Here is a 22324-nt window from a genome sequence, read left to right as displayed (position 1 = left end):
GAACACACCCCGCACGACCTCCGTTCCTCCGTACAGATAGGACCCCCGGATGACCGACACCACCCCCGCCCCCTCCCCCGCGGAATCCGGCGAGCTGCGCGCCGCCCTGTCGCGCGTGCGCAGCGAGGTCGGCAAGGCGGTCGTCGGCCAGGAGGGCGCGGTCACCGGGCTCATCATCGCGCTGCTCGCCCGCGGCCACGTGCTGCTCGAGGGCGTGCCCGGCGTGGCGAAGACGCTGCTCGTGCGCACCCTCAGTCAGACCCTGAGCCTCGACACCAAGCGCGTGCAGTTCACCCCCGACCTCATGCCGGGCGACGTCACCGGGTCGCTCATCTACGACGCGAAGGCGGGCGAGTTCTCGTTCCGCGAGGGCCCCGTGTTCACCAACATCCTGCTCGCCGACGAGATCAACCGCACACCGCCGAAGACGCAGTCGTCGCTGCTCGAGGCGATGGAGGAGCGCCAGGTGAGCGCCGACGGCGTCACCCGCAAGCTCCCCGACCCGTTCCTCGTGGCGGCCACGCAGAACCCGATCGAGTACGAGGGCACCTACACGTTGCCCGAGGCGCAACTCGACCGCTTCCTGCTGAAGCTCGTGCTCGACCTGCCCGAGCGCGACGTGGAGGTCGCCGTGCTCACGCGGCACGCGGAGGGCTTCAACCCGCGCGACCTCGTCGCCGCCGGCGTCACCCCCGTTCTCGACGCCGACCAGCTGCGTCGCGCGCAGGCCGCTGTTGCCACCGTGCAGGCCTCCCCCGACGTGCTCGCCTACGTCGTCGACCTCGCGAGGGCGACCAGGCAGAGCCCCTCGGTGAAGCTCGGCGTGAGCCCCCGTGGCTCGACAGCCCTCCTCGCCGCCGCGAAGGCCTGGGCGTGGCTGAACGCCTCCCCCGGCATCACCCCCGACCACGTGCAGGCGATGGTGCTGCCGGTGCTGCGCCACCGCATCCAGCTGCGACCCGAGGCGGAGCTCGAGGGCGTGTCGGTCGACGCCATCCTGCGCTCGATCCTCACCCAGGTGCGGGTTCCGCTGTGACGGCGGCCCGCTGATGGCGCTCACCGGCCGGCTGGTCGCGCTCCTGGCCGTCGGCATCGTGCCGGTGGTGCTCCTCGGCGAGCTCTACGGCAGGGCCGCCTTGGCGCTGCTGGGCTGGCTCGCCCTCATCGTGCTGCTCGTGGTGGTCGACCTGCTGCTCGCGGCCTCGCCGCGCAGGGTCTCACTCGACCGCACCCTGCCCGGCCGGGTGCGTCTCGGCGAGACGGCGACGAGCACGCTGTACCTCACCAACACCGGGCGACGGATGCTGCGAGCCGTCGTGCGCGACGCCTGGCAGCCCTCGGCGGGGCCGAGCACGAACCGCTCGCGGGTGGAGGTGCCCGCCGGTGAGCGCCGTGCCGTGACGGTGGCGCTCACCCCTTTCCGGCGCGGGGAGCGGCGCACCGAGCGGGTCACGATCCGCGCGACCGGCCCGCTCGGGCTCGCCGCGCGACAGGCGACGCTGCGCTCGGCCGGGCACATCCGGGTGCTGCCTCCGTTCAACGCGCGCAAGCATCTGCCGTCGCGACTGGCGCGCCTGCGCGAGCTCGACGGGCGGGCGAGCGTGATGATCCGCGGGCAGGGCACCGAGTTCGACAGCCTCAGGGAGTACGTGCGCGGCGACGACGTGAGGTCGATCGACTGGCGCGCCACCGCCCGCCACAGCGACGTGATGGTGCGCACCTGGCGGCCCGAGCGCGACCGCCGCGTCGTGATCGTCATCGACACCGGGCGCACGCAGGCCGCGCGCATCGGCGACGAGACGCGCATCGACACCGCGTTCGAGAGCGCCCTGCTGCTCGCCGCCCTCGCCACCCGAGCGGGCGACCGGGTCGACCTGGTGATGTACGATCGCCGGCTGCGGGGTCGCGTGCACGGAGCATCCGGGCCGGAGCTCCTCTCGCGCATGGTCGACGCCATGGCGCCCGTCGAACCCGACCTCATCGAGATGGACTGGACCGCGGTTCCGTCGCTCGTGCGGCAGGTCACCACCCAGCGTTCGCTCGTCGTGCTCGCCACCGCCATCGACGCGCCGGGCATCTCGCGCGAGCTGATGGCCATCGTGCCGCAGCTCACCCGCGACCACATGGTGGTGGTGAGCTCGGTGACCGATCCGGATGTGGCCGCCGGGGTGATGAGGCGATCCGACCGTGAGGAGGTGTACCGTGCGGCGGCCGCCGAGCGTGCACTCCTCGACGTGGCGCGGGTGACCACCGTGCTCAAGCGGTTCGGCGCCGATGTGATCACCGGGGCGCCCGCCGACCTGCCCCCGGCCCTCGCCGATCGGTACATCGCGCTGAAGGCCGCCGGGCGGCTCTGAGGGTGGGGCCGCCCGGCTCGCGCTAGCCTGCGACGAGCTGGGTGGCGCCGGCCTCGAACTCCTCGAGGTCACCCGTCTGGCCTGCGCGGTACGCCCGGCCGCCGACGAACAGCATGTAGAACAGGAATGCCGCGAGCGCCAGCACGCCGATGCCGATCTTCAGCCACCACGGCAGCGGCGACGGGGTGACGAAGCCCTCGATGACGCCGGAGACGAACAGCACGAACACCAGCCCGATGGCGACGGTGAAGAGGGCCCGGCCGTTCTCGGCGAGGGAGCGGCCGCGGGTGAGCGCCCCCGGCGCCACCCACGCCCAGAAGATGCGCAGGCCCGCCGCCGCCGCCACGAAGATGGCGGTCAGCTCGAGCAGCCCGTGCGGCATGATGTAGAGGAAGAACACGTCGCCGTGACCGAACTCGAACATGACCGCGGCGTTCACGCCGAGGTTCTGGGCGTTCTGGATGATGACGTACGGCACGAAGACGCCGAGTACCCCGAAGGCGATGCACTGCGCCGCGATCCAGGCGTTGTTCGTCCACACCAGGCCCGTGAACGAGGCCGCCGGGTTCTCGGAGTAGTAGTCGACGAAGTCCTCCTCCGCGATCTGCTTGAGGTAGGCGTTGTCGCCGATCGCGGCGAGCACGGACGGGTTCTGCGAGATCCAGACGGCGTAGAGGGCGGCGATGACCACCGTCGCGAGCGCGACCGCGAGGGTCAGCCAGCGAAGGCGGTACAGGGCCGCCGGGAGCTGCACGGCGAAGAAGACCGGGATCTGGCGGAACACGTTCGCCCCCGCACCCGTGAAGCGCAGGCGCGCCCGCGACAGCGAGACCGAGAGCCGGTCGCCGTAGGCAGTCGAGCCCGCGACGGTCTTGATCGCCGAGAGCTGCGTGGATCCCGACTGGTAGCGCTCGATGAGCTCGTCGGCCTCGCGGCCCGAGTAGCCGCGGCGGCGCCCCAGTTCGTCGAGACGATCCCATTCGTCTCGATGCGCGGCGGAGTAGGCGTCGAGGTCCATCTGCTTAGATGATATCCATGACCGGCGCACGCGACGACGAGCTGCTCACCGGCGAGGCCGTCGCCCTCGACGTGAGACCGGCGAGCTTCCTCCTGCGGAGCGCCAGCGGCGCCATCGACCTCGCCGTCTATGTCGGCGCCCTGTTCGCGGGCGTCTACCTCTACAGCATCTTCGCCGCCAGCGGCACCGCCTTCGACCCCGCGCTCGCCCAGGCCCTGTTCATCATGCTCATCGTCGTGTGCCTCGTCGTCGCGCCCATCACGGTCGAGGTCGCCAGCCGCGGCAGGTCGCTCGGCAAGCTCGCCATCGGCGCGAGGATCGTGCGCGACGACGGTGGCGCCATCACGCTCCGGCACTCCATCATCAGGGGCCTCGTCGGCTTCCTCGAGATCTACACCACCTTCGGGGTCATCGCCTTCGTCACCTCGATGCTCAACGGGCGCTCCAAGCGCCTCGGCGACCTGCTCGCCGGCAGTTACAGCCAGCACGAGCGGGTTCCCCGCCCCCTGCCCTTCACCACCCAGGTTCCGCCTGAGCTCACCATGTGGGCGCTCACCGCCGACGTCGCGAAGCTGCCCGACCGGCTCTCCCGCCGCATCGTGCAATTCCTCACCCAGGCGAGCCGCATGACGCCCGCCACCCGCGAACGCCTCGCCTTCGAACTCGCCGGCGAGACGGCGCCCTACGTGTCGCCGCTCCCCGACGTGCACCCGCACGCCTTCCTGCTCGGCGTCGCCGCCATCCGCCGCGACCGCGAGTACACCGCGCTCATGCTCGAAAAGCGCAGGCTCGACCAGGTCGAGCCCATCCTGCACGGTCTGCCGAACGGCTTCCCGGACCGCTGAGCCGCCGCGCTGACGGCTGAGCCGCCGCTCTAGTAGCGGTAGTGGTCGACCTTGTACGGCCCCTCCACCGGAACGCCGATGTAGGCGGACTGCTCGGGCCGGAGGGTGGTGAGCTCCACCCCGAGGGCGTCGAGGTGGAGGCGAGCGACCTTCTCGTCGAGGTGCTTCGGCAGCACGTACACGCCCACCGGGTACTTCTCCGGGGTGGCGTAGAGCTCGATCTGGGCCAGCACCTGGTTGGTGAAGGAGTTGCTCATGACGAAGCTCGGGTGGCCGGTGGCGTTGCCGAGGTTCATCAGCCGACCCTCCGACAGCACCAGGATGCTGCGCCCCGTCGGCAGCCGCCACTCGTGCACCTGCGGCTTGATCTCCACCCGCTCGGCGCCCGGCACCTTGGCGAGTCCCGCCATGTCGATCTCGTTGTCGAAGTGGCCCACGTTCGCCACGATGGCGAGGTGCTTCATCCTCAGCATGTCGTCGACCCCGATGACGTTCACGTTGCCGGTGCCCGTGACGAAGATGTCGACCTCCTCGACCACCGACTCGAGGCGCGACACCTGGAAGCCGTCCATCGCCGCCTGCAGCGCGCAGATCGGGTCGATCTCCGACACGATCACCCGCGCACCCTGGCCGCGCAGCGCCTCGGCGGCGCCCTTACCCACGTCGCCGTAGCCCACCACGAACGCCACCTTGCCGCCCATCAGCACGTCGGTGGCGCGGTTCAGCCCGTCGGGCAGCGAGTGCCTGATGCCGTACTTGTTGTCGAACTTCGACTTCGTCACCGAATCGTTCACGTTGATCGCCGGGAACAGCAGCTCCCCCGCCGCCGCCAGTTCGTAGAGCCGGTGCACACCGGTGGTGGTCTCCTCCGACACGCCTCGGATCTCAGCGGCGATCCTCGTCCACCGGTCTCCGCTCGCGGCGAGGCTGCCGCGCAGGAGCTCCAGCACCACGCCGTATTCCTCGCTGTCGTCGGCCGTGGTGTCGGGCACGCGCCCGGCCGCCTCGAACTCGCGGCCCTTGTGCACGAGCAGGGTGGCGTCTCCGCCGTCGTCGAGGATCATGTTCGGCCCGATCCACGACACCGCGCTCCCCGTCGCCGCCTCCTCGGCGGCGGCCTCCGCCGACCAGTCGAAGGCGCGCTCGGTGCACCACCAGTATTCGTCGAGCGTCTCGCCCTTCCAGGCGAACACCGGCGACCCGGCCGGCGCCTCGACGGTGCCGGTGGGGCCGACCACGATGGCGGCAGCCGCCTCGTTCTGCGTCGAGAAGATGTTGCAGCTCACCCAGCGCACCCGGGCGCCGAGCGCCACGAGCGTCTCGATGAGCACCGCCGTCTGCACGGTCATGTGCAGCGACCCCATGATGCGCGCCCCCGCGAGCGGCTTCGACTCGCCGAACTCCGCGCGCAGCGCCATGAGGCCGGGCATCTCGTTCTCGGCGAGCCTGATCTGGTGCCGGCCCGCCTCGGCGAGCGTGAGGTCGGCGACCTTATAAGGCAGGGCGGTGACGGATGCGGGGGGTGCGATGGTCATGCATCGATTCTCGCAGGTCCTCGCCGCGAGGAGGCTCCGAGCCGCGAGATCGGGGGCGAAGAGCGGCTACTGCGCGGTGACGTAGCGCATGACCTGCCATCCCTGCGGGGCGGAGAAGCGCTCGATGTGCCGGGCGCACAGGTCGTACCCGTGGGGCTGCACGACGGGACTCAAGGGGCCGACGACGACGAGGGAGTCGGCGTAGTCGTAGGTGAGGGTCGTGGTCGCCTCACCGCGGCAGGAGGGCCGCGAGCATTCCCGGTTCGTCATCGCCTCAAGACTAGGCCCGCGCATCCGTCGCCCCCGTGAGGCCGCGCCGGTGACGCCGCGCCGTGTCGCGCTCGCGCCCGTAGACTTGCGGCATGGCTCGATCGCGTAGACAGCCGGCACGTGCCGCCACCATCCGCGCACGCACCCGCAACAGGCACGGTCGCGATCTGCGTTCCTCGGTGGCAGGGCCGCACCTGCCCTTCCTGCGTTCGCGCATCGACCTGTTCGACATGACCGTCGCCTCCACGGCGGAATACCTGCGGAGTCTGTGGCCGAACGAGCTGGCGCAGGTGTCGTTCGAGGTCGCCACGATGCCGTTCGGCGAGTTCGGCTCGCCCGACCACGTCGACCGCTGGTCGGTCACGAAGAACCGGGTCATCCTGTTCCGGCTGCCGATCGAGCGCATGTCGCGCCTTCATCGCGACGACGAGGTGCACCGCAGGCTCGCCATCGAGGCCTGCGTGTTCCGGGCCGTCGCCGAGCTGCTCGGCAAAGACCCGTGGGACCTCGCGCCCGACAGGTTCCACCACTTCTGAGCCCCGGATGCGCGAACGGGGATGCGCGAACGGTATGAGAATCGCGCCGCCGAGGCTGGAGGGAGCTCGATGGCGCGATTCTCATACCGCTCGTGCGCGGCAGCGCGGGTCGCGGCCCCGGCTCAGGGGTAGATGACGAGGGGTGATGCGTCGGGGCTCGGCGGGGCGATGGCGAACGCCGAGGAGCGGCCCTCGCCCAGGTAGTCCACCATCGCCGACACCGGGCCCGACGACGACACGACGTAGCTGCTGCCGGGCTTCAGCGCCACCGAGCGGGCGCCGGGAACGAAGGTGTAGCTCTGCGTCTCGCCGCCGTTCTCGGCGACCGTCACCTCGACGTCAGCATCCGTCGTGTTCACAAGGTGCAGGCGCGGGTTGGGCCCGTCGGCGGTGGCGACCACGAAGTCGGTGCCGAGCTCGTCGAGGGTCTGGTACCAGGCGAAGTCGGTGACGCCGTTCACGAGGGTCGAGGTGCGCGCACCCATGACGATCGGCTGGTCGGACTCGGCCTCGACCGAGTAGGTGCCGTCGGGGATGTCCTGCAGCGGGAACTCGGTGACGATGCCCGGCGTGAGACCGACCTGGTAGTCGGTGCTGGCGCCGCCGTTGCGCTCCTCGGCGACCCGGAGGGTGACCGAGGCGGGCTCGGTGCCCGGCACGAACAGCCGCAGCACGCTCTGCAGGTCGGAGTTGTCGGAGTCGCTCAGCCGCTCGGCGATCGACGAGGTGCCCGAGATCTGCACCCCGGCCACGCGCTGCACCGTGGCAGGCGGTGCCGAGGGGCCGACGAGCTCGACGCCGCCGGGCTCGAGCCCGCGCACCACGCTCTGCTGCACCGCGGCGCTCACCGCACCGACGCTCGCCTCGACGTGGATGACGGGGGTGGCGAGATCGGGAGCGAGACCCGCCAGCGACAGGATGCGCGTGCTGCGGGCGGGCACGTCGATGTTGCGGCCTCCCGGCGCCTCCACGGCGCCGAGATCGCCGTACACCGTGAGGTCGACGACGGCGGGCACGTCGCCGGGGTTCGCCAGCACCACGAAGCTGGTGCGGCCCACGGTGGTGGAGCCGGCTACCATCCAGCTCTCGGACGACGCCTCGCCGCACGAGCTCGCGGCAAGGCCGACGAGCTCGCCCGAGGCGATGGTCTGCGACTGGGCGGCGGCGAAGAGGGTGGCGTCGGCCGACCCCGCGTCGGGCACCGGCAGTGCGATGCGCGAGGGGGCTGCGTCTTCGGTGCTGGTGCGGTCGTCGGGCGAGGCCAGGGGCGTGATGTCGAGCTGCGTCTCGGGCGAGGTGCCGGAGACCACGTCGGCGGTGCCGACGTGCGAGATCGCCGTCGCATCCTGACCGCTGTCGTCGGAGAGGCGCACCAACGGGCCGGCGCAGGCGCGCACCTGCTCGGCGGCCTGGGGCTCGACGGTGAACGAGGCGGGGGTCGCGGTGACGCCAGGGAGGGGCAGCAGGAGTGCCGCCGCGGCGACTCCCCCGGCCACGGCCAGGGTGACCACGCCGGTCGCGATCCTCGCGCCCGTGGCGATGCCTTTAGCGGCCATCGTTGTCACGCTCCTCAGGGTCGGTCGGGGTGGGTTCGCCGGAGCGGTGCCAGTCGGCGTCCTGCTCGTGGCGCTCACGCTCCACGGCGTCGCGCACGCTCACGACGGTCTCGTCGTTGGGGTCGTAATCGGCCGGAACCGCCGGCTCGGCCTGCGGGAAGACGGGGAAGGCCGGCAGGCCTGCCGTCGCCGGCCCGGCCGGCGCGGCGGGTTCGGCGAGCGCGGCGCTCTCGGCGGGCCCGGCGGCGTCGGTCGCGGTGCTGGAGTCCGCAGGCGCGGCGGGTGCGGCAGCGTCGGCGGGTACGGCGGCGTCGGCGTCGGCAGGCGCGGCGGGCGCGGCAGCGTCGGCGGGCGCGGCAGCGGCAGCGTCGGCGGGCGGCGGCAGCGTCGGCGTCGGCAGGCGCGGCGGGCGCGGCAGCGTCAGCAGGCGCGGCGGCAGCGTCGGCGGCGGCGGGCGCAGCAGCGTCGGCGTCGGCAGGCGCGGCGGGCGCGGCAGCGTCAGCAGGCGCGGCGGCAGCGTCGGCGGCGGCAGGCGCGGCGGGCGCGGCAGCGTCAGCAGGCGCGGCGGCAGCGTCGGCGGCGGCAGCGTCGGCGGGCGCCGCGGCCTGGGTCACCGGATGCTCGGTGGACTCCTCAGGATCGCCCGGTTCGGGAGCGTGGGCGTTGACGTGCGCCGAGGCGTGCACCGGCGACAGATCGACCTGCTCGTCGACCGCGTCATCGGTCGCACCCGGATCACCGGCTTCGCTCAGGTCGCCAGACCCGCTGAACCGCGACGCGGGAGCCGTCTCCGCAAACGGCGGAGCGGACGATGCGGCAGCCGTCTCGTGCCGGGCTTCGGGAAGCGACCCCGATGCTCCTGGGGCCTGCCCGTCAGCAGCATCGGAAGCCCCGGCGGCAGGAGTCGCGGAAGCCGGCTCGGCGGCCGGGAGGTCGGTGACCGTGACGCGCGGTGCGTTCTCGTCACGCGCATCCGCTTCGGCCGATCCGGTGGCCGGCTCGGCACCAGGGGCGGCACCTGACTCGGCACCGCTGGAGACGCCCTCGTCGCGATCGCGCTCGGCGGCGGGCAGCGCGATGGCCCCCGCGGCGACCGTGAGGCCGGAGGCAGCCCCCGCGGCGACCGCGTCGCCCGAGGGCGCCTGTGCACCCCCGTGGTGGGCGGCGACGGAGCCGTCGGGCGCCAGGTCGCGCTCCTCGACGGTCTCGAGGGCCTCGGGGTCTTCCCCCACCGGCACCTCGTCGTCGTACTCGTGGGTCTTCTCCTCGGCGAGGCGCTCCTCGACGGAGTCGGCGGCGGCGACATGGGCCGTGGCGCTCACCGCACGGGTGCCCTGCGTCTGCAGGCGGCCGGCCGGGAGCGCCAGCAGCAGTGCGATGAGGAAGACGAAGCCCTGCACCACGAGCACGAGCACGCCGTACGGGGTGCCGGTGTTCGTGGGCTCGGGAGCGGGCAGCGACGCGACCTCGCCGTCGCCCGCGACCTGCCACAGCTCGCCCACCGAGGTGTCGCCCACGAAGGTGAACTGCGCGTTGCTGTTCAGCGCGTTCGCTGCGCGCCCGCTCACGTCGTCTGCGGCTGCACCCGACTCCGCCGGCGCGGCGGGCGTGAGCAGCACGAACTCGATGCCGAGCGCGGTGAGGCGGTCGGCGACGTCGGCGCCGGAGATGGAGGCGAGGTTGCCGACGAGCTCCGAGAGCTCGGCCCCGTCGTCGCCCGAGGCGGTGCCGTCGGCGAGGTCGGCGGTGGCGGCGAGCGTCGACTGCTCAACGAGCACCGGGCCGGCGCCGTGCACGACCTCGGCCCCGAGCCCTCCGTTCGACTGCGGTGCGAGCATGAGGGTGCCGACCCGCGGTGTCGTCGAAGCCTCCGCGGTGACGTAGGCGGGGAGCTGACGACCGCTGCCCGCCGTGATCTCGGCGGTGCTGAGCAGAACACCGAGCCCGGTCGGCGCCACGATCACGGCGACCGCGACGGCGGCGACCACGGCCGGAACGCCCGAGAACCGCGGCAGCGACGACAGACCGATGACGGCGGCGCCGATGAGGCCGAGCCAGAACAGGCTGAGCCCGGAGCCCGCCCAGAGTGCGACGGACTGGGAGCCCGAGGTGCTGAGCGCCAGCTGAGTCGAGGCGACGGCGGTGGCGAAGCCGAGCACCGCGATGACGACAGGGACGACGGCGCGGTAGGAGCCGGGCAGGAACAGGGCAGCGAGCGCGATCAGCACCAGCGGCGCCGCGAGCACGAGCAGCACCACGAGCACGAGCGAGGAGTCGATGCCGAAGCCGGCGGCGATCGACTCCCACCGTCCGAGCCCGGCCGTAGGCAGCCCGATCAGCAGGTCGACCACCTGAACCGGGTCTCGCCACACCGGCAGGCCGGGGTCGGCGAGGAGCGCGAGCGGCGTGCCGCGCTGCACCTGATCCCAGGCGAGCGGGCCGAACAGCACCAGGGCCGGGATGGGGATGCCGATGAGGCGGGCGACGTCACGGCGGCTGGCGATGGTGGCGATGAGCCACACGACGGCCAGCGCGGGCCAGAGCGAGGGCGCGACGGCGAGCACCGCCGCCGCCAGGATCGACGCCATCGCCGACGCCGACCACGACTTGCGCGCGGCGAGCCCCGCGAGCATGAGCCACGGGAGGAGCAGGTGAGCGATGATCGGCGCGATCATGCCGGCGTCGAGCGCCGCGAGGAAGGGCGGTGCGATCACCCAGAGCACGGCGGCGAGCGCGCGCAGCACGGGGCGATCGGTGAGGCGAGCGGCGCACAGCCAGGCGGCGAGCGCGGCCAGCGGCAGCGCCACGAGGTAGAGGCAGACCACGGCGAACGACGGAGACCAGAAGGTGAGCGAGCCGAGCACCGCGAGCACGGAGGCGAACGGATCGGCCGCCCCGATGAAACCGAGGCCGACGTCGCGGAAGCCCGTGCCGATCTGCGACCACAGGCCGCCGACGCTGTCGGCGAGGGGAAGCGCCCCGCCCCCTGTGATGGCCGCGGCGCCGAACACCGGCAGGAAGACGACGAAGCCGACGAGGGCGACGATGAGCACCGTCGCCACTCCACCGCTCGCGATGAACTGGATGCGGTCACGGTCGCCGCGGAGGTAGGTGAGGGCGATCTCCCGTTGCAGCGAGCGCCGGCGCCTGATCTCGTCGCCCGGCATGCGCAGCGGCGCGATCGCCTTCCACCCCACGGTGCGGGACGCCTTGAACCGTGATCGGGCCTCACCGATGCGCGATCCGAACGCGGTCTTGAAGGCGGCGGCGAACTCACCGCCGATGGCGCCCGGCTGCTTGCGCACCAGCTGGAACAGGGAGCGCACCACGGCGAGCGGCACGAGCGAGAGCCAGTGGAACAGCACGGCGAAGGCGGGGGCGTAGACGAGCCTGCGGTGCAGCTGCGCCGCGCGGCGGGCGGTCTGCCGCTTGCGCCTCGCCGAGCCGCGGGGTGAACGACCCGGCCCCGAGAAGCCGTCGCCGTCGGTGGCGACCTTGGCCGCCGGCACCGCGATGACCCGGTGCCCCGCGAGTCGCACCCTGATCGAGAAGTCGAGCGCGTTGTCGGCCGTGGGCAACGCCGGGTCGAAGCCGCCGACCTGGTTCCACACCGTGTGGCGTACGAGCAGCCCGGCCGCGCCCATGCCGAGCACGTCGCTCATCGTGTCGTGCTGGGCCTGGTCGAGCTCGGTCTCGACGAGCGGCACACTCGCCCCGAGGGCCGTGATCGTCTCGCCGAACTCGCTGATGTAGGCGGCGTCGCCCCACTCCACCTGCTTCGGGCCTGCGGCGGCGACGGAGGGGTTCACCTCGACCGCGGCGAGCAGCGCCGCGAGGGCGTCGGGCTCGGGGGCGGTGTCGTGGGCGAGCAGCCAGAGCCACTCGTTCTCGTTCTCGGGCGGCGGGGCGACGCCGAGCGCATGGCTCACGGCGGTGCCGAAAGCCAGACGACTCGAAGCGGAGATGAAGCGGGTCGGATGCGCGTTCGCCAACAGGGTGGCCGTCGCGTCGGTGGAGGCGCAGTCGACGACGACCAGGGCGTCGGGTGCTCGGGTCTGCGCCGCGATGGCTTCCAGGGTTCGCGGAAGGTGTTCGGCTCCGTTCGAGGAGACGAGGACGGCAGTGACTCGAGCGTGCATCGCACTGACTCTAAGCTCAGCCCCGGCCTAACCAGCTCGGGCTGTGCGGCGTGCCGCCTTTATATGAATCCGATGTGAAGACCGCGGAATGCCGGCCGACGGCTTCAGCCGGCGCGCTTGCGGAGCTTGCGGCGCTCGCGCTCGGAGAGCCCGCCCCAGATGCCGAAGCGTTCGTCGTTCTCGAGCGCGTAGTCGAGGCACTGCGCCTTCACCTCGCACGAGGTGCAGATGCGCTTCGCGTCGCGGGTGGAGCCGCCCTTCTCCGGGAAGAAGGCCTCGGGGTCGGTCTGGGCGCAGAGCGAGTCTGCCTGCCAGGCGAGCGGGTTCTCGTCGCCGATGTTCTGCCTGACTCCGGGAACGCCGAGGTTGATGGGGTCGACGTACCAGTCGTCGGGAACACCCGAGCGATACTCTGACATGGCCATATCACGCTCCACCCTCTGAACCAGTCTGCGACCTGCCGACAAAAACCCCGTTGGCTAATTACATAACTGTAATTCGTTTCAGTCAAGTCGCGGATGGTAAACCCTCAACCGCTTCTGGAGGGTTAGCGCCCCGCACGGCGTGGCGCAGCAGCTGTCGCGCTTTCTGGTCGCACATCGATATCCTGCCATCATGCTGAAGAAAGTCGTGCTGCTCGCCCTCCCCGGCGTCGCCCCGTTCGAGTTCGGAGTCGTCTGCGAGGCGTTCGGCATCGACCGCACCGCCCACGGCGGTCCGGCGTTCGAGTTCGCCATCGCCGCCGCGCAGCCGGGCCCCGTGCCGACGAGCCTCGGCTACGACATGGTCATCTCCGGCGACCTCTCCGCCGCCGCCGACGCCGACCTCGTCGCCGTTCCCGCCCACGACATCGACGCAGACGTCGACCCCGCCATCGCCCGCGTCATCCGCGACGCCGTCGACCGCGGCGCCTGGGTGCTCAGCATCTGCAGCGGCGCCTTCACCCTGGCCAAGACCGGGGTGCTCTCAGGTCGCTCGGCGACGACGCACTGGATGCACGCCGAGCGGCTCGCGCGTGAGTTCCCCGACATCGACGTCGACCCCGATGTGCTCTTCGTCGAAGACGGGCGCATCATCACCAGCGCGGGAACGGCGGCCGGCATCGATGCCTGCCTCCACCTCATCCGCACCGAGCTCGGGGCCTCGGCCGCGAACGTCGTCGCCCGCCGCATGGTGGTGCCTCCGCAGCGCGCGGGCGGCCAGTCGCAGTACATCGCCACACCGGTGCCGATCTCGCGCAGCGACTCGTTCGCCGAGGTGACCGAGTGGATGCTCGCCCACCTCGACGAGGAGCTCACCGTCGACGAACTCGCCCGCAGGGCGCTGATGTCGTCGCGCACCTTCGCCCGGCGCTTCAAGGCCGTCCTCGGGGCCACACCGGGGGCGTGGCTCAACCGGCAGCGGCTGCTCCGCGCCCAGCAGTTGCTCGAGGAGAGCGACCTGGCACTCGACGCCATCGCCGCCGAAAGCGGCTTCGGCACCGCGGCGGTCATGCGTCACCACTTCGCCAAGACGCTCAGCACGACCCCTGCGGCCTACCGCCGCGCCTTCTCGGTGCGCGCCTCGGCCTGAGGCGCGCTCCGAGGGGCGGGGCGCGCCTCAGGCCTGTGCGATCTACGGCAGCTCGTGGGCCGGGGCACCCGGCGCGGCGAGGAACACCGTTCCGGTGCCCGCAGCCGAGAGCGCCCCCTCGTCGGGGGTGATGAAGACCGAGTCGCCACGCACCAGGGTGTGCGAGCCCGACGCGCCGGAGAGGGTCACCGAGCCCGAGAGGCAGATGGCGATCGCCGCCCCCAGCGGGGTGTAGTCGACGGTGGCCGGCGCATCCGCTGCCACCCCCGGCTCGATGCGGGCGAGCACGAAGTCGGGAACCGCGGGGGTGAACAGCTGCAGCCCCGGCTCGGGCGAGCTCGCCTCGAGGAAGGGCACCGGCAGCGGGTCGAAGTCGAGCACCTCGAGGAGCTCCGGCACGTCGATGTACTTCGGCGTGAGGCCGCCGCGCAGCACGTTGTCGGAGGCCGACATGAGCTCGACGCCGAGCCCCGAGAGATAGGCGTGGATGTTGCCCGCCGGGAGGAACAGCGCCTCGCCCTTCTTCAGGGTCACCCGGTTCAGCAGCAGTGAGATGATCACACCGGGGTCGCCCGGGTACTCCTCGTTCAGCCGCACCACCGTCTCGAGCGAGGGCGTGTACGGGTCGGTGAGGTGGGCGTGGGCGGGGTGGAGCGCCTTCTCGGCCGTGCGCACGAGGTGCCCCACCAGAGCCTCGACCGCCTCTCCCCCTTCGAGCAGCCACGCCACGACCGAGCGCAGCACCTCGGCGTCGGTCTCGGTGAGCGTGACGGAGTCTTCGAGCAGGTGCACGATGGGGCCGTACAGCTCCCAGCGCGGTGCGGTCTGCGCGTTGTCGATGGTGACCAGCAGGTCGACGATCTCGCGCACCTCGTCGAGCGGGCGGAAGCCGCACAGCGCCTCGTAGCGCTCGCTCAGCGCCACCACGAGCTCGGGCTTGTGCAGCGGGTCTTTGTAGTTGCGGTGAGGCGCGTCGAGCGGGATGCCCTGCTCGTTCTCGCGGCGGAAGCCCTCGCGGGCGCGCTCGAGGGTGGGGTGGGCCTGGAGCGACAGCGGAGCCGCGGCGGCGAGGATCTTGAGCAGGAACGGCAGCGAGCCGTCGCGCCCGACGATGCGGGTGGGGTCGGCAGCGATCCACTCGGCGAGGTCGTGGGCGCCGCCCGTGAGCGAGGGTTCGAGGATGCGGCTGGGGCTGCCGGGATGCGCGCCCAGCCAGAGCTCGGCCTGCGGCTCCCCGGTGACGGGGGTGCCGAGGAGCTCCGGGATGTCGGTGACCGAACCCCAGGCGTAGGGGCGGGGCGTGTTGGCAATCGGTACGAACATGATCCTGATCTCACTCTGCGCCCCGTGGCGGCCGAAGCCGGTTATGAGCGACCTACAATCCCTGGCGACGGCCCGAGTCGGCCCGTTGGTCCAAACTACCAAGCCCCGCGTGCGCCCCACGAACGAGCGGTTAAGCTCTGGGCGCCGCAACCCCACCGCAACGGAGCAGACATGACCTTCGAGCCCCTCGTCAGCGACTTCTACGACTACGCCTCCCTCCTCACGGGCGAGGAGCGGGTAGCGCTCGCCCGCCTGCGCGACTACCTCGAGACCGAGGTGAAGCCGGTCGTGAACGCGCACTGGGAGAAGGCGACGATGCCCGAGGGCATCATGAAGGGCCTCGCGGCGACCGGTGCCTTCTCGTTCGCCTGGGAGGAGACGAAGCCGTTCGAGAACTCCGCCGTGTTCCGCGGCTTCGTGGCTCTCGAGCTCGCCCGCGTCGACGCCTCGGTGGCCACCCTCGTCGGGGTGCAGAACGGTCTCGCCATGGGCTCGATCAGCGTCGCCGGCTCCGCCGAGCAGCGCGCCGAGTGGCTGCCGAGGATGGCGGCGGGCGAGGTCGTCGGGGCCTTCGGCCTCACCGAGCCGCAGTCGGGCTCCGACAGCGCCCAGGGGCTCCGCACCGTCGCCACCCGCGACGGCGACGAGTGGGTGCTGAACGGCTCGAAGCGCTGGATCGGCAACGCCACCTTCAGCGACATCACCGTCATCTGGGCCAAAGACGCCGCAGACGGCCAGGTGAAGGGCTTCATCGTCCCCACCTCCACCCCGGGCTACACCGCCACCAAGATCGAGGGCAAGCAGAGCCTCCGCATCGTGCAGAACGCCGACATCACGCTCGAAGACGTGCGGGTGCCCGACAGCCTCAGACTGCAGAACGCGAACTCCTTCCGCGACACCGCCAAGGTGCTGCGCCTCACCCGCGCCGAGGTCGCCTGGGCGGCTGTCGGGAATTCCGTCGGCGCCTACGAGGCCGCCCTCCGGTACGCCAAGGAGCGGGTGCAGTTCGGCAAGCCGATCGCGAGCCACCAGCTCATCCAAGACCTGCTCGTGAAGTCGATGGGCAATATCACCGCGAGCCTCGGCATGGTGGTGCGGGTGTCGCAGATGCTCGATGACGGCACCCAGAAAGACGACCACTCGGCTCTCGCCAAGGCCTTCACCACGGCACGGATGCGCGAGACCGTCTCGTGGAGCCGCGAGGTGCTGGGCGGCAACGGCATCGTGCTCGACTACGACGTCGCGCGCCACTTCGCCGACGCCGAGGCGCTGTACTCCTACGAGGGCACGCGCGAGATGAACACCCTCATCGTCGGGCGCAGTCTCACCGGATTCGCCGCGTTCGTCTGAGCCCGCCCCGCGGGGTAAGTAGGCTTCTCGCTATGCGCTACCCCACCGACGCCGCCGCCCGGTGGCTCGCCGTGCTCGTGTTCTTCACGGTCTTCGCCGGCGAGTTCTGGCGCGACCTCATCGGCTGGTGGGGCTACCTCGCCGTCGTGCTCGCCATCACGGTGACGGTCGCGGTGACGATGACGAGGCGCCGGCTGTGGAAGCGCCTCCGGCCGTCGAAGCTGCCGCGCACCCTGGTGCTCTTCGGCGCCCTCGCCGTGCTCTCGCTGGCGTGGTCGTTCTACCCGGGTGCGACGGTGCTCGGCATCCTGGCCCAGGCGGCGACCACGCTCGCCGCGCTCTTCCTCGCGGTCGCGCTCAGCTGGCCGCAGCTGATCGCCGCTGCCTCCAGAGCCCTCACGCTCATCCTGGGTCTGTCGATCGTGTTCGAGCTGGTCGTCGCGGTGTTCGTGCGTCAGCCCGTGCTGCCGTTCTTCACCGACTACTCGGGGCAGAAGGTGCCGGCCGCGTTCTACTGGTCGCAAGCCGATCTGTTCCACGGCGGACCCATCCAGGGCATCGTGGGCAACCGCAACATCCTCGCCTTCCTCGCACTGCTCGCGCTCATCACCGTGGGGGTGCAGCTGGCGCAGGGGCTCGTGCGCACCCGGCCCGCGGTGGCGTGGCTCGTGACCGCCGTCGTCGTGCTCGCGCTCACCCGCTCCGCCACGGCCATCGCCGCCGCCGTGATCGTCGCGGCCATGCTGGGGGTGCTCGTGCTCGCCCGGCGCGCGGGGCCCGGCCGTCGGCTGTGGCTGATGGGCGGCGTCGCCGTGGTGACCGTGCTCGCCATCGTCGCGGTGAGCACGTTCTGGGGCGCACTGCTGCAGCTGTTCGGCAAGTCGGACGACCTCACCGGCCGGGTCGACATCTGGACCTCCGTCGCCGAGCTCGCCGCCCAGCGCCCCGCCTTCGGCTGGGGTTGGGTGAGCTACTGGGTGCCCTGGGTGGAGCCGTTCGACGGTCTGGCCGTGCGCAACGGGGTGACCTACCTGCAGGCGCACGACGCGTGGCTCGACGTGTGGCTGCAGCTCGGCGTCGTCGGGCTCGTGCTCTTCATCGCGCTCGTGCTGGGAACCTCGTACCGGGCCTGGTGGCTGGCGGTCGATCATCCGCTCGACTCCCTCGGCCGGCCGCTCCCCCGCGTGGCGCTCACGCTCGCGCCGGCGCTCATCCTCGCCGCGCTCGTCGCGCAGAGTCTCGTCGAGAGCAGGCTCCTCGTGGAGGGCGGCTGGGTGCTGCTCATCGTCATCGCCGTGAAGACCAAGCTCGAGAACTCCGACGTCGCGCTCGAGCTCGGCGCTGCCGGTGCCGGTGCCGGTGAGACGACGGATGCGCGGCCGGGCAGGGCCGCATCGACCTTTCGGGCAGCCGCCCCCCGATGAGCGCGGCCGGGCGGCAGCAGCATCCGGTGATGGCGGGGGTGCTCGTCTTCTTCGGCGCCACCCGCTTCGCGAAGGCGCTCACCATCGCCGTCGTCGCGACCGCGTTCCTGTCGCACTTCCTGCGGTCGACGATCGGCTGGCCGGGCCTCGTGGCCATCGTCTGCGCGCTCGTCGCGTTCGCGGCGCTCTCCTTCGCCGGGCGCTGGAAGCAGCTCGACTGGCACGGACTGCTGCCCATCTCGCTGCTGATCTTCCTGGCCTGGTGCACCCTCACCATCTTCTGGAGCTCGTACGTGCCGTCGAGCCTCAACGGCATCGCGTACCTGCTCGCCTACGCCTTCCTCGGGGTGTACGTCGCCGTGGTGCGCGACCTCATCCAGATCGTGCGCGCAGTGGGCGACGTGCTGCGGGTGGTGATCACCCTCTCGCTGGCGCTCGAGGTGCTGTCGGGCGTGCTGCTCGACGTGCCCCTGCGCTTCCTCGGCATCACGGGCGCGCTGGCGTCGGGCGGGCCCATCCAGGGCGTGCTCGGCTCGCGCAACATGGTGGGGTTCGTGGCGCTGATCGCGCTCGTCACCTTCGCCGTGGAGCTCGCCACGCGGTCGGTGCGGCGCGGGGTCGGCGTCTACAGCGTCATCATCGCCGCCGGCGCAGCGGTGCTCTCGGGGTCGCCCGTCACCGCGGGGGTCGCGCTGGTGACCGCCGTCGCCGCGGGCGTACTGCTGCTGTTGCGCCGGGCCGCTCCCGAGACCAGGCGCACCTGGCACGTGGCACTGCTGGCCGTGGCCGTGGCGGCGGCGCTCCTGGCCTTCCTGCTGCGGGGGCGCATCCTCGACCTCCTGTCGACCCGGCGCGAGTTCACCTACCGGCTCGAGATCTGGCGCGAGCTCGGCCGCCTCATCGACCTCAACCCCATCGAGGGCTGGGGGTGGGTGGGGTACTGGCGGTCGAACGTGTCGCCCTTCTTCGCCCTCGACGTCGTGGGCGGCCGGGCGCACACCTCGGCGCTCAACGCGTTCGTCGACGTCTACTTCCAGGCCGGCCTCATCGGCTTCGCCGTGTTCACCGTGTTCGCGTTGCTCGCCTTCGGGAGGGCCTGGGTGGTGGCCTCCTCACGCAAGAGCATCGTCTTCCTCTGGACGGCGCTGGTGCTCGTGGTGCTCCTCGCCACCTCCATGGCCGAGAGCATCGTGCTGGTCGAGTACGGCTGGCTGCTGCTCGTGATCTGCTCGGTGAAGGCCGCCCGCGACCTCAGCTGGCGCCGGAGGCTCCGGCCGGCAGACGAACCGCCGCCCGAGCCGCGGCACGAGAGGATGGAGACCCCGTGACCCTCGACATCATGATGCCGTTCTGGGGTCGCCCCGACCACTTCCGCGAGGCGGTGCGGAGCGTGCTCGCGCAGACGGTCTCCGACTGGCGCCTGGTGATCGTCGACGACGTGTACCCCGACGAGGAGCCCGGGCGCTGGGCCGCGTCGCTCGGCGACCCGCGCGTGGTGTACCGCCGCAACGGGACGAACCTCGGCGTGGGCGGGAACTTCCGGGAGTGCGTGCGGCTGGTCGAGAACGAGCGGGCCGTGCTGATGGGCTGCGACGACCGGATGCACCCCGGTTACGTCGAGCGGGTCGCCGAGCTCGTGGCCGCGCATCCGTGGGCGGCGATCGTGCAGCCCGGGGTGGAGGTGATCGACTCGGAGGGCCGGGTCGCGCATCCACTCGCCGATCGGGTGAAGGAGCTCGTGCGTTTCGGCGGGACGGGAACGCGGATGTTCGGCGGCGAGCAGCTGCTCACGAGCCTCATGCACGGGAACTGGGCGTACTTCCCGTCGCTCGTGTGGCGGGCCGACGACCTCAGGCGCTTCGGCTTCCGGCCGGGTTTCGACGTGGTGCAAGACCTCGCCCTCATCGCCGACATCGTGCTCGACGGGGGTGCGCTGCTGCTCGACAACGAGGTGGTGTTCTCGTACCGCAGGCACTCCGGCAGCGTGTCGTCGCTGAAGGGGCCCGACGGGGCGAAGTTCGCCGAGGAGTCGGCGCTGTTCGCCGAGCTCGCCTCGCGCGCCGCCGCCCGGGGGTGGTCGCGCGCCGCGCGCGCCGCGACCCTGCACCTCACCTCGCGCCTCAACGCGCTCACCGAGCTGCCCGCCGCGCTCCGCGCCCACGACCCGGCCTCCCGCCGCGCGCTCCTGCGCCACGCCCTCGGCTGAGCGGCGTGGCGCCCTCGCGCAGCGCGGCGCGCGCCCGCCCGGCCGTCCGCGAGGCGCCTACTCGCTGAACGGGCTGGCGCAGGTCTGCTCGGCAGCGGTCTGGCCCTGGAGGCCCTCGATGACGTCGGGGGTCTCGGGCGAGTCGGTCGGCGCCTCGCTCGCGGGAGGTGCGGCCGGCGTGGCGGGGTCGGCGGGGTCGGCGCCGGCCTCGCCCTCGACGGTCGAACCGGTGGTGGTGGCGCCCGCGTCTAGCGTGAACGGCTGGTCGGTGGTGATGCGCTCGACGAGCTGTGCGGCGAGGTCGTCGACGGGCTGCACCTTGTTCGGGTCGTCGACGTAGGCGGTGACGGGGTAGGAGACGAAGACGACCTTCGACAGGTCGATGTCCTTCATCGCGAGGGCGAGCGAGACGAGGGTGTCGGTGCCGCTGATGCTCGTCGACGGCGTGATGTTCTGCGCCACGGCTTGCGCGAGCCCGTAGACCTTCGTGGGGTCGGAGAGGGTGCTCGAGCTCTTGATCGTGCGCAAGAGCGACGACAGGTACTGCTGCTGCGAGCCGATGCGCGCCAGGTCGCTGCCGTCTCCCACGCCGTGGCGGTTGCGCAGGAAGGCGAGGGCGTCGGCGCCGGCAAGGAGGTGATGTCCGGGCGTGAGGTACAGGCCGGTGAAGTCGTCTTGCATGACGTCGGTGACGCAGACGTCGACGCCGCCGACGGCGTTGCTCATCTCGATCACACCGTTGAACGAGGTCTCCATGGCGTACGGGATGTCGAGGCCGGTGAGCGATCGCACGGTCGCCACCACGCACCCCAGGCCGTTCTCGCCGCCCCTCTCCCAGGCGTCGTTGAGGGGCTGGGCGTCGACCGCATCCGAGGCGTCGCAGGCGGGCTGGGGGATGACGAGGTCGCGGGGCAGGCTCACGACCACGGCGTTGCGGTGATCTGCTGCGACGTGGATGAGGATGTTCACGTCGTTCAGCACCGCATCGCGCTCGCCGTACTCGTCGCCCTGGTTCTCGTCGTTGTCGCTGCCGACGATGAGCAGGTTGAACCCGCCCTCGATGGCGCCGAGGAACGGCGGCGCGGGCGGCGGTGCGTCGCCGCCGATGTCGACTGCCGCCTCCTGGAACGTCGACGAGATGCTCGATACCGCGTACCCCACCACCAGGAGCGTCGACACGACCACCACGGCCACCGCCACGCCGAGCGTGCGCAGCACGAGCGCCGCCGCCGAGGGGGTGTGCTTTCGCCCGTGTCGTTCCTGCGCCTGCATGCATCTCCTGTCTCGGCCCGCAGCTTGGCAAGCTACCGATCGAAACTGAGCGTTGGCGCACAGGTCTCACCCCCGGAGGGTGCGCCACAGAGCGGCCCACTGCTCTGCGTCGAGGTCGCGGGCAAGAGCGCCCCGGGCGTCGGCCCGAGCCACCGCGTCGCGCGCGACCGACGGAGGGGCCTTCCCGGCACCGGCGACGATGCGTTCGAGAGTCGCACCCCGCCCCGAGAACACCGCGCGCACGAAGCCCTCGTAAGCGCGTCGCTCGGCCCCGGGGAGAAGCGGATGCTCGCGGCGGGTGATCGACAGGATGCCGCCGTCGACGCCCGGGGCCGGCCTGAATCCCCATCGGGGCACCCGCCCGTGCAGCGCGAACTCGAACCAGGGCGCGTGCTGCGCCGTCATCATCGTGCCGCCGCCCACCCCCGCACGCTTGCGGGCGACCTCCCACTGGGTCAGGAGGATCGCGCGCTCCCAGCCTGGCTCCGCCAGCAGGCGACGGAGGATGGGCGTGGTGAGGTGGAACGGGATGTTGCCGACGACCGTGGGGGCGCGGAGCGGATGGTGCAGCGCGTCGGCCTGCAGCACGTCGGCGTGCGGCAGCGCCCTCCGGAGGCGGCGGACGCGGTGTTCGTCGATGTCGATGGCGGTGAGGGGCCGCCGTCTGGTGGCGAGAGGGCGGGTGAGCGCGCCGTCACCGGCGCCGAGTTCGAGGATGGGCCCGCGGGTCGCATCCACCAGCGCGAGGATGAGGTCGATCGACGGCGTGTGGGTGAGGAAGTTCTGGCCGAGTTCGTGGCGGCCACCATGGAGGGATCGAGGCATGAGCGGTGCTCCTGGGAAGAGGGTGGAGCACCCCGCGGGGCGATGTCGTGGCACGAGGAAGCGCCCGTCCGAGGTGCAGATGACGTCTCGGAGGAC

At 71.7% G+C, this 22324-nt stretch carries 18 protein-coding genes; 9 read left to right on the top strand and 9 right to left on the bottom strand.

Annotation, left to right across the window (positions count from 1 at the left end; genetic code table 11):
• The first annotated feature begins 49 nt into the window (after nucleotides 1-49).
• Both ABFY20_RS05580 and ABFY20_RS05575 read left to right on the top strand, forming a co-directional pair.
• A complete protein-coding gene (locus ABFY20_RS05580) occupies nucleotides 50-1036 on the top strand; it encodes an AAA family ATPase (protein WP_368498949.1) in 987 nt (328 codons plus the stop codon).
• A 13-nt stretch (nucleotides 1037-1049) separates the two neighbouring features.
• The gene (locus ABFY20_RS05575) at nucleotides 1050-2357 is read left to right on the top strand and encodes a DUF58 domain-containing protein (protein ID WP_368498948.1); all 1308 of its coding nucleotides are present in this window, start codon (nucleotides 1050-1052) and stop codon (nucleotides 2355-2357) included.
• A 22-nt stretch (nucleotides 2358-2379) separates the two neighbouring features.
• On the opposite strand, the gene ABFY20_RS05570 is transcribed toward ABFY20_RS05575, so the two are convergent.
• Nucleotides 2380-3375 (bottom strand): stage II sporulation protein M, encoded by a 996-nt coding sequence (locus ABFY20_RS05570; protein ID WP_368498947.1) that lies wholly within the window; start codon nucleotides 3373-3375, stop codon nucleotides 2380-2382.
• 17 nt (nucleotides 3376-3392) lie between these two features.
• Here ABFY20_RS05570 and ABFY20_RS05565 point away from each other — a divergent pair, with 17 nt between their 5' ends.
• Nucleotides 3393-4220 (top strand): RDD family protein, encoded by an 828-nt coding sequence (locus ABFY20_RS05565; protein WP_368498946.1) that lies wholly within the window; start codon nucleotides 3393-3395, stop codon nucleotides 4218-4220.
• Between the two features lie 29 nt (nucleotides 4221-4249).
• On the opposite strand, the gene ahcY is transcribed toward ABFY20_RS05565, so the two are convergent.
• Nucleotides 4250-5755, bottom strand: coding sequence for an adenosylhomocysteinase (gene ahcY, locus ABFY20_RS05560; protein ID WP_368498945.1), 1506 nt, complete (start codon nucleotides 5753-5755; stop codon nucleotides 4250-4252).
• A 66-nt stretch (nucleotides 5756-5821) separates the two neighbouring features.
• Entirely contained in the window at nucleotides 5822-6025 is a 204-nt protein-coding gene (locus tag ABFY20_RS05555; RefSeq protein ID WP_368498944.1) for a DUF3499 family protein, read from the bottom strand.
• Nucleotides 6026-6117: 92 nt separating this feature from the next.
• Between ABFY20_RS05555 and ABFY20_RS05550 the strand changes: the two genes are divergently transcribed.
• A complete protein-coding gene (locus ABFY20_RS05550) occupies nucleotides 6118-6561 on the top strand; it encodes a metallopeptidase family protein (RefSeq protein WP_368498943.1) in 444 nt (147 codons plus the stop codon).
• 122 nt (nucleotides 6562-6683) lie between these two features.
• Here ABFY20_RS05550 and ABFY20_RS05545 read toward each other — a convergent pair whose 3' ends face one another.
• The 3 genes from ABFY20_RS05545 to ABFY20_RS05535 all read right to left on the bottom strand — a co-directional run bounded on the left by ABFY20_RS05545 (nucleotide 6684) and on the right by ABFY20_RS05535 (nucleotide 12681).
• The gene (locus ABFY20_RS05545; RefSeq protein WP_368498942.1) at nucleotides 6684-8117 is read right to left on the bottom strand and encodes a DUF5719 family protein; all 1434 of its coding nucleotides are present in this window, start codon (nucleotides 8115-8117) and stop codon (nucleotides 6684-6686) included.
• A 74-nt stretch (nucleotides 8118-8191) separates the two neighbouring features.
• The gene (locus ABFY20_RS05540; RefSeq protein WP_368498941.1) at nucleotides 8192-12256 is read right to left on the bottom strand and encodes a glycosyltransferase; all 4065 of its coding nucleotides are present in this window, start codon (nucleotides 12254-12256) and stop codon (nucleotides 8192-8194) included.
• 104 nt (nucleotides 12257-12360) lie between these two features.
• On the bottom strand, nucleotides 12361-12681 hold the full coding sequence (locus ABFY20_RS05535; protein ID WP_368498940.1) for a WhiB family transcriptional regulator: 321 nt from the start codon (nucleotides 12679-12681) through the stop codon (nucleotides 12361-12363).
• 190 nt (nucleotides 12682-12871) lie between these two features.
• Here ABFY20_RS05535 and ABFY20_RS05530 point away from each other — a divergent pair, with 190 nt between their 5' ends.
• A complete protein-coding gene (locus tag ABFY20_RS05530) occupies nucleotides 12872-13828 on the top strand; it encodes a GlxA family transcriptional regulator (protein WP_368498939.1) in 957 nt (318 codons plus the stop codon).
• Between the two features lie 42 nt (nucleotides 13829-13870).
• On the opposite strand, the gene manA is transcribed toward ABFY20_RS05530, so the two are convergent.
• Entirely contained in the window at nucleotides 13871-15151 is a 1281-nt protein-coding gene (gene manA / locus ABFY20_RS05525; RefSeq protein ID WP_368498938.1) for a mannose-6-phosphate isomerase, class I, read from the bottom strand.
• A gap of 171 nt (nucleotides 15152-15322) precedes the next feature.
• Here manA and ABFY20_RS05520 point away from each other — a divergent pair, with 171 nt between their 5' ends.
• From ABFY20_RS05520 to ABFY20_RS05505, 4 genes are read left to right on the top strand one after another with little or no spacing between them, the layout of a single operon-like run.
• Nucleotides 15323-16501, top strand: coding sequence for an acyl-CoA dehydrogenase family protein (locus tag ABFY20_RS05520; protein ID WP_368498937.1), 1179 nt, complete (start codon nucleotides 15323-15325; stop codon nucleotides 16499-16501).
• 32 nt (nucleotides 16502-16533) lie between these two features.
• The gene (locus tag ABFY20_RS05515) at nucleotides 16534-17925 is read left to right on the top strand and encodes an O-antigen ligase family protein (protein WP_368498936.1); all 1392 of its coding nucleotides are present in this window, start codon (nucleotides 16534-16536) and stop codon (nucleotides 17923-17925) included.
• A complete protein-coding gene (locus tag ABFY20_RS05510) occupies nucleotides 17922-19253 on the top strand; it encodes an O-antigen ligase family protein (RefSeq protein ID WP_368498935.1) in 1332 nt (443 codons plus the stop codon). The genes ABFY20_RS05515 and ABFY20_RS05510 overlap by 4 nt, the downstream gene beginning before the upstream one ends.
• Nucleotides 19250-20131, top strand: a complete 882-nt coding sequence (locus ABFY20_RS05505; RefSeq protein ID WP_368498934.1) for a glycosyltransferase family 2 protein — start codon at nucleotides 19250-19252, stop codon at nucleotides 20129-20131. Before ABFY20_RS05510 ends, ABFY20_RS05505 begins: the two co-directional genes overlap by 4 nt.
• 57 nt (nucleotides 20132-20188) lie before the next feature.
• Here ABFY20_RS05505 and ABFY20_RS05500 read toward each other — a convergent pair whose 3' ends face one another.
• Together ABFY20_RS05500 and erm are read right to left on the bottom strand one after the other, a co-directional pair.
• Nucleotides 20189-21403 (bottom strand): LCP family protein, encoded by a 1215-nt coding sequence (locus ABFY20_RS05500; RefSeq protein WP_368498933.1) that lies wholly within the window; start codon nucleotides 21401-21403, stop codon nucleotides 20189-20191.
• Between the two features lie 66 nt (nucleotides 21404-21469).
• Nucleotides 21470-22228 (bottom strand): 23S ribosomal RNA methyltransferase Erm, encoded by a 759-nt coding sequence (erm, locus tag ABFY20_RS05495; protein WP_368498932.1) that lies wholly within the window; start codon nucleotides 22226-22228, stop codon nucleotides 21470-21472.
• Nucleotides 22229-22324 lie beyond the last annotated feature (96 nt).

It is taken from the genome of Herbiconiux sp. A18JL235 (assembly GCF_040939305.1).
GTDB lineage: Bacteria > Actinomycetota > Actinomycetes > Actinomycetales > Microbacteriaceae > Herbiconiux.
The sequence above is the reverse complement of the archived record's forward strand: the minus strand, read 5'-3'. Positions and strand labels throughout refer to the sequence as shown.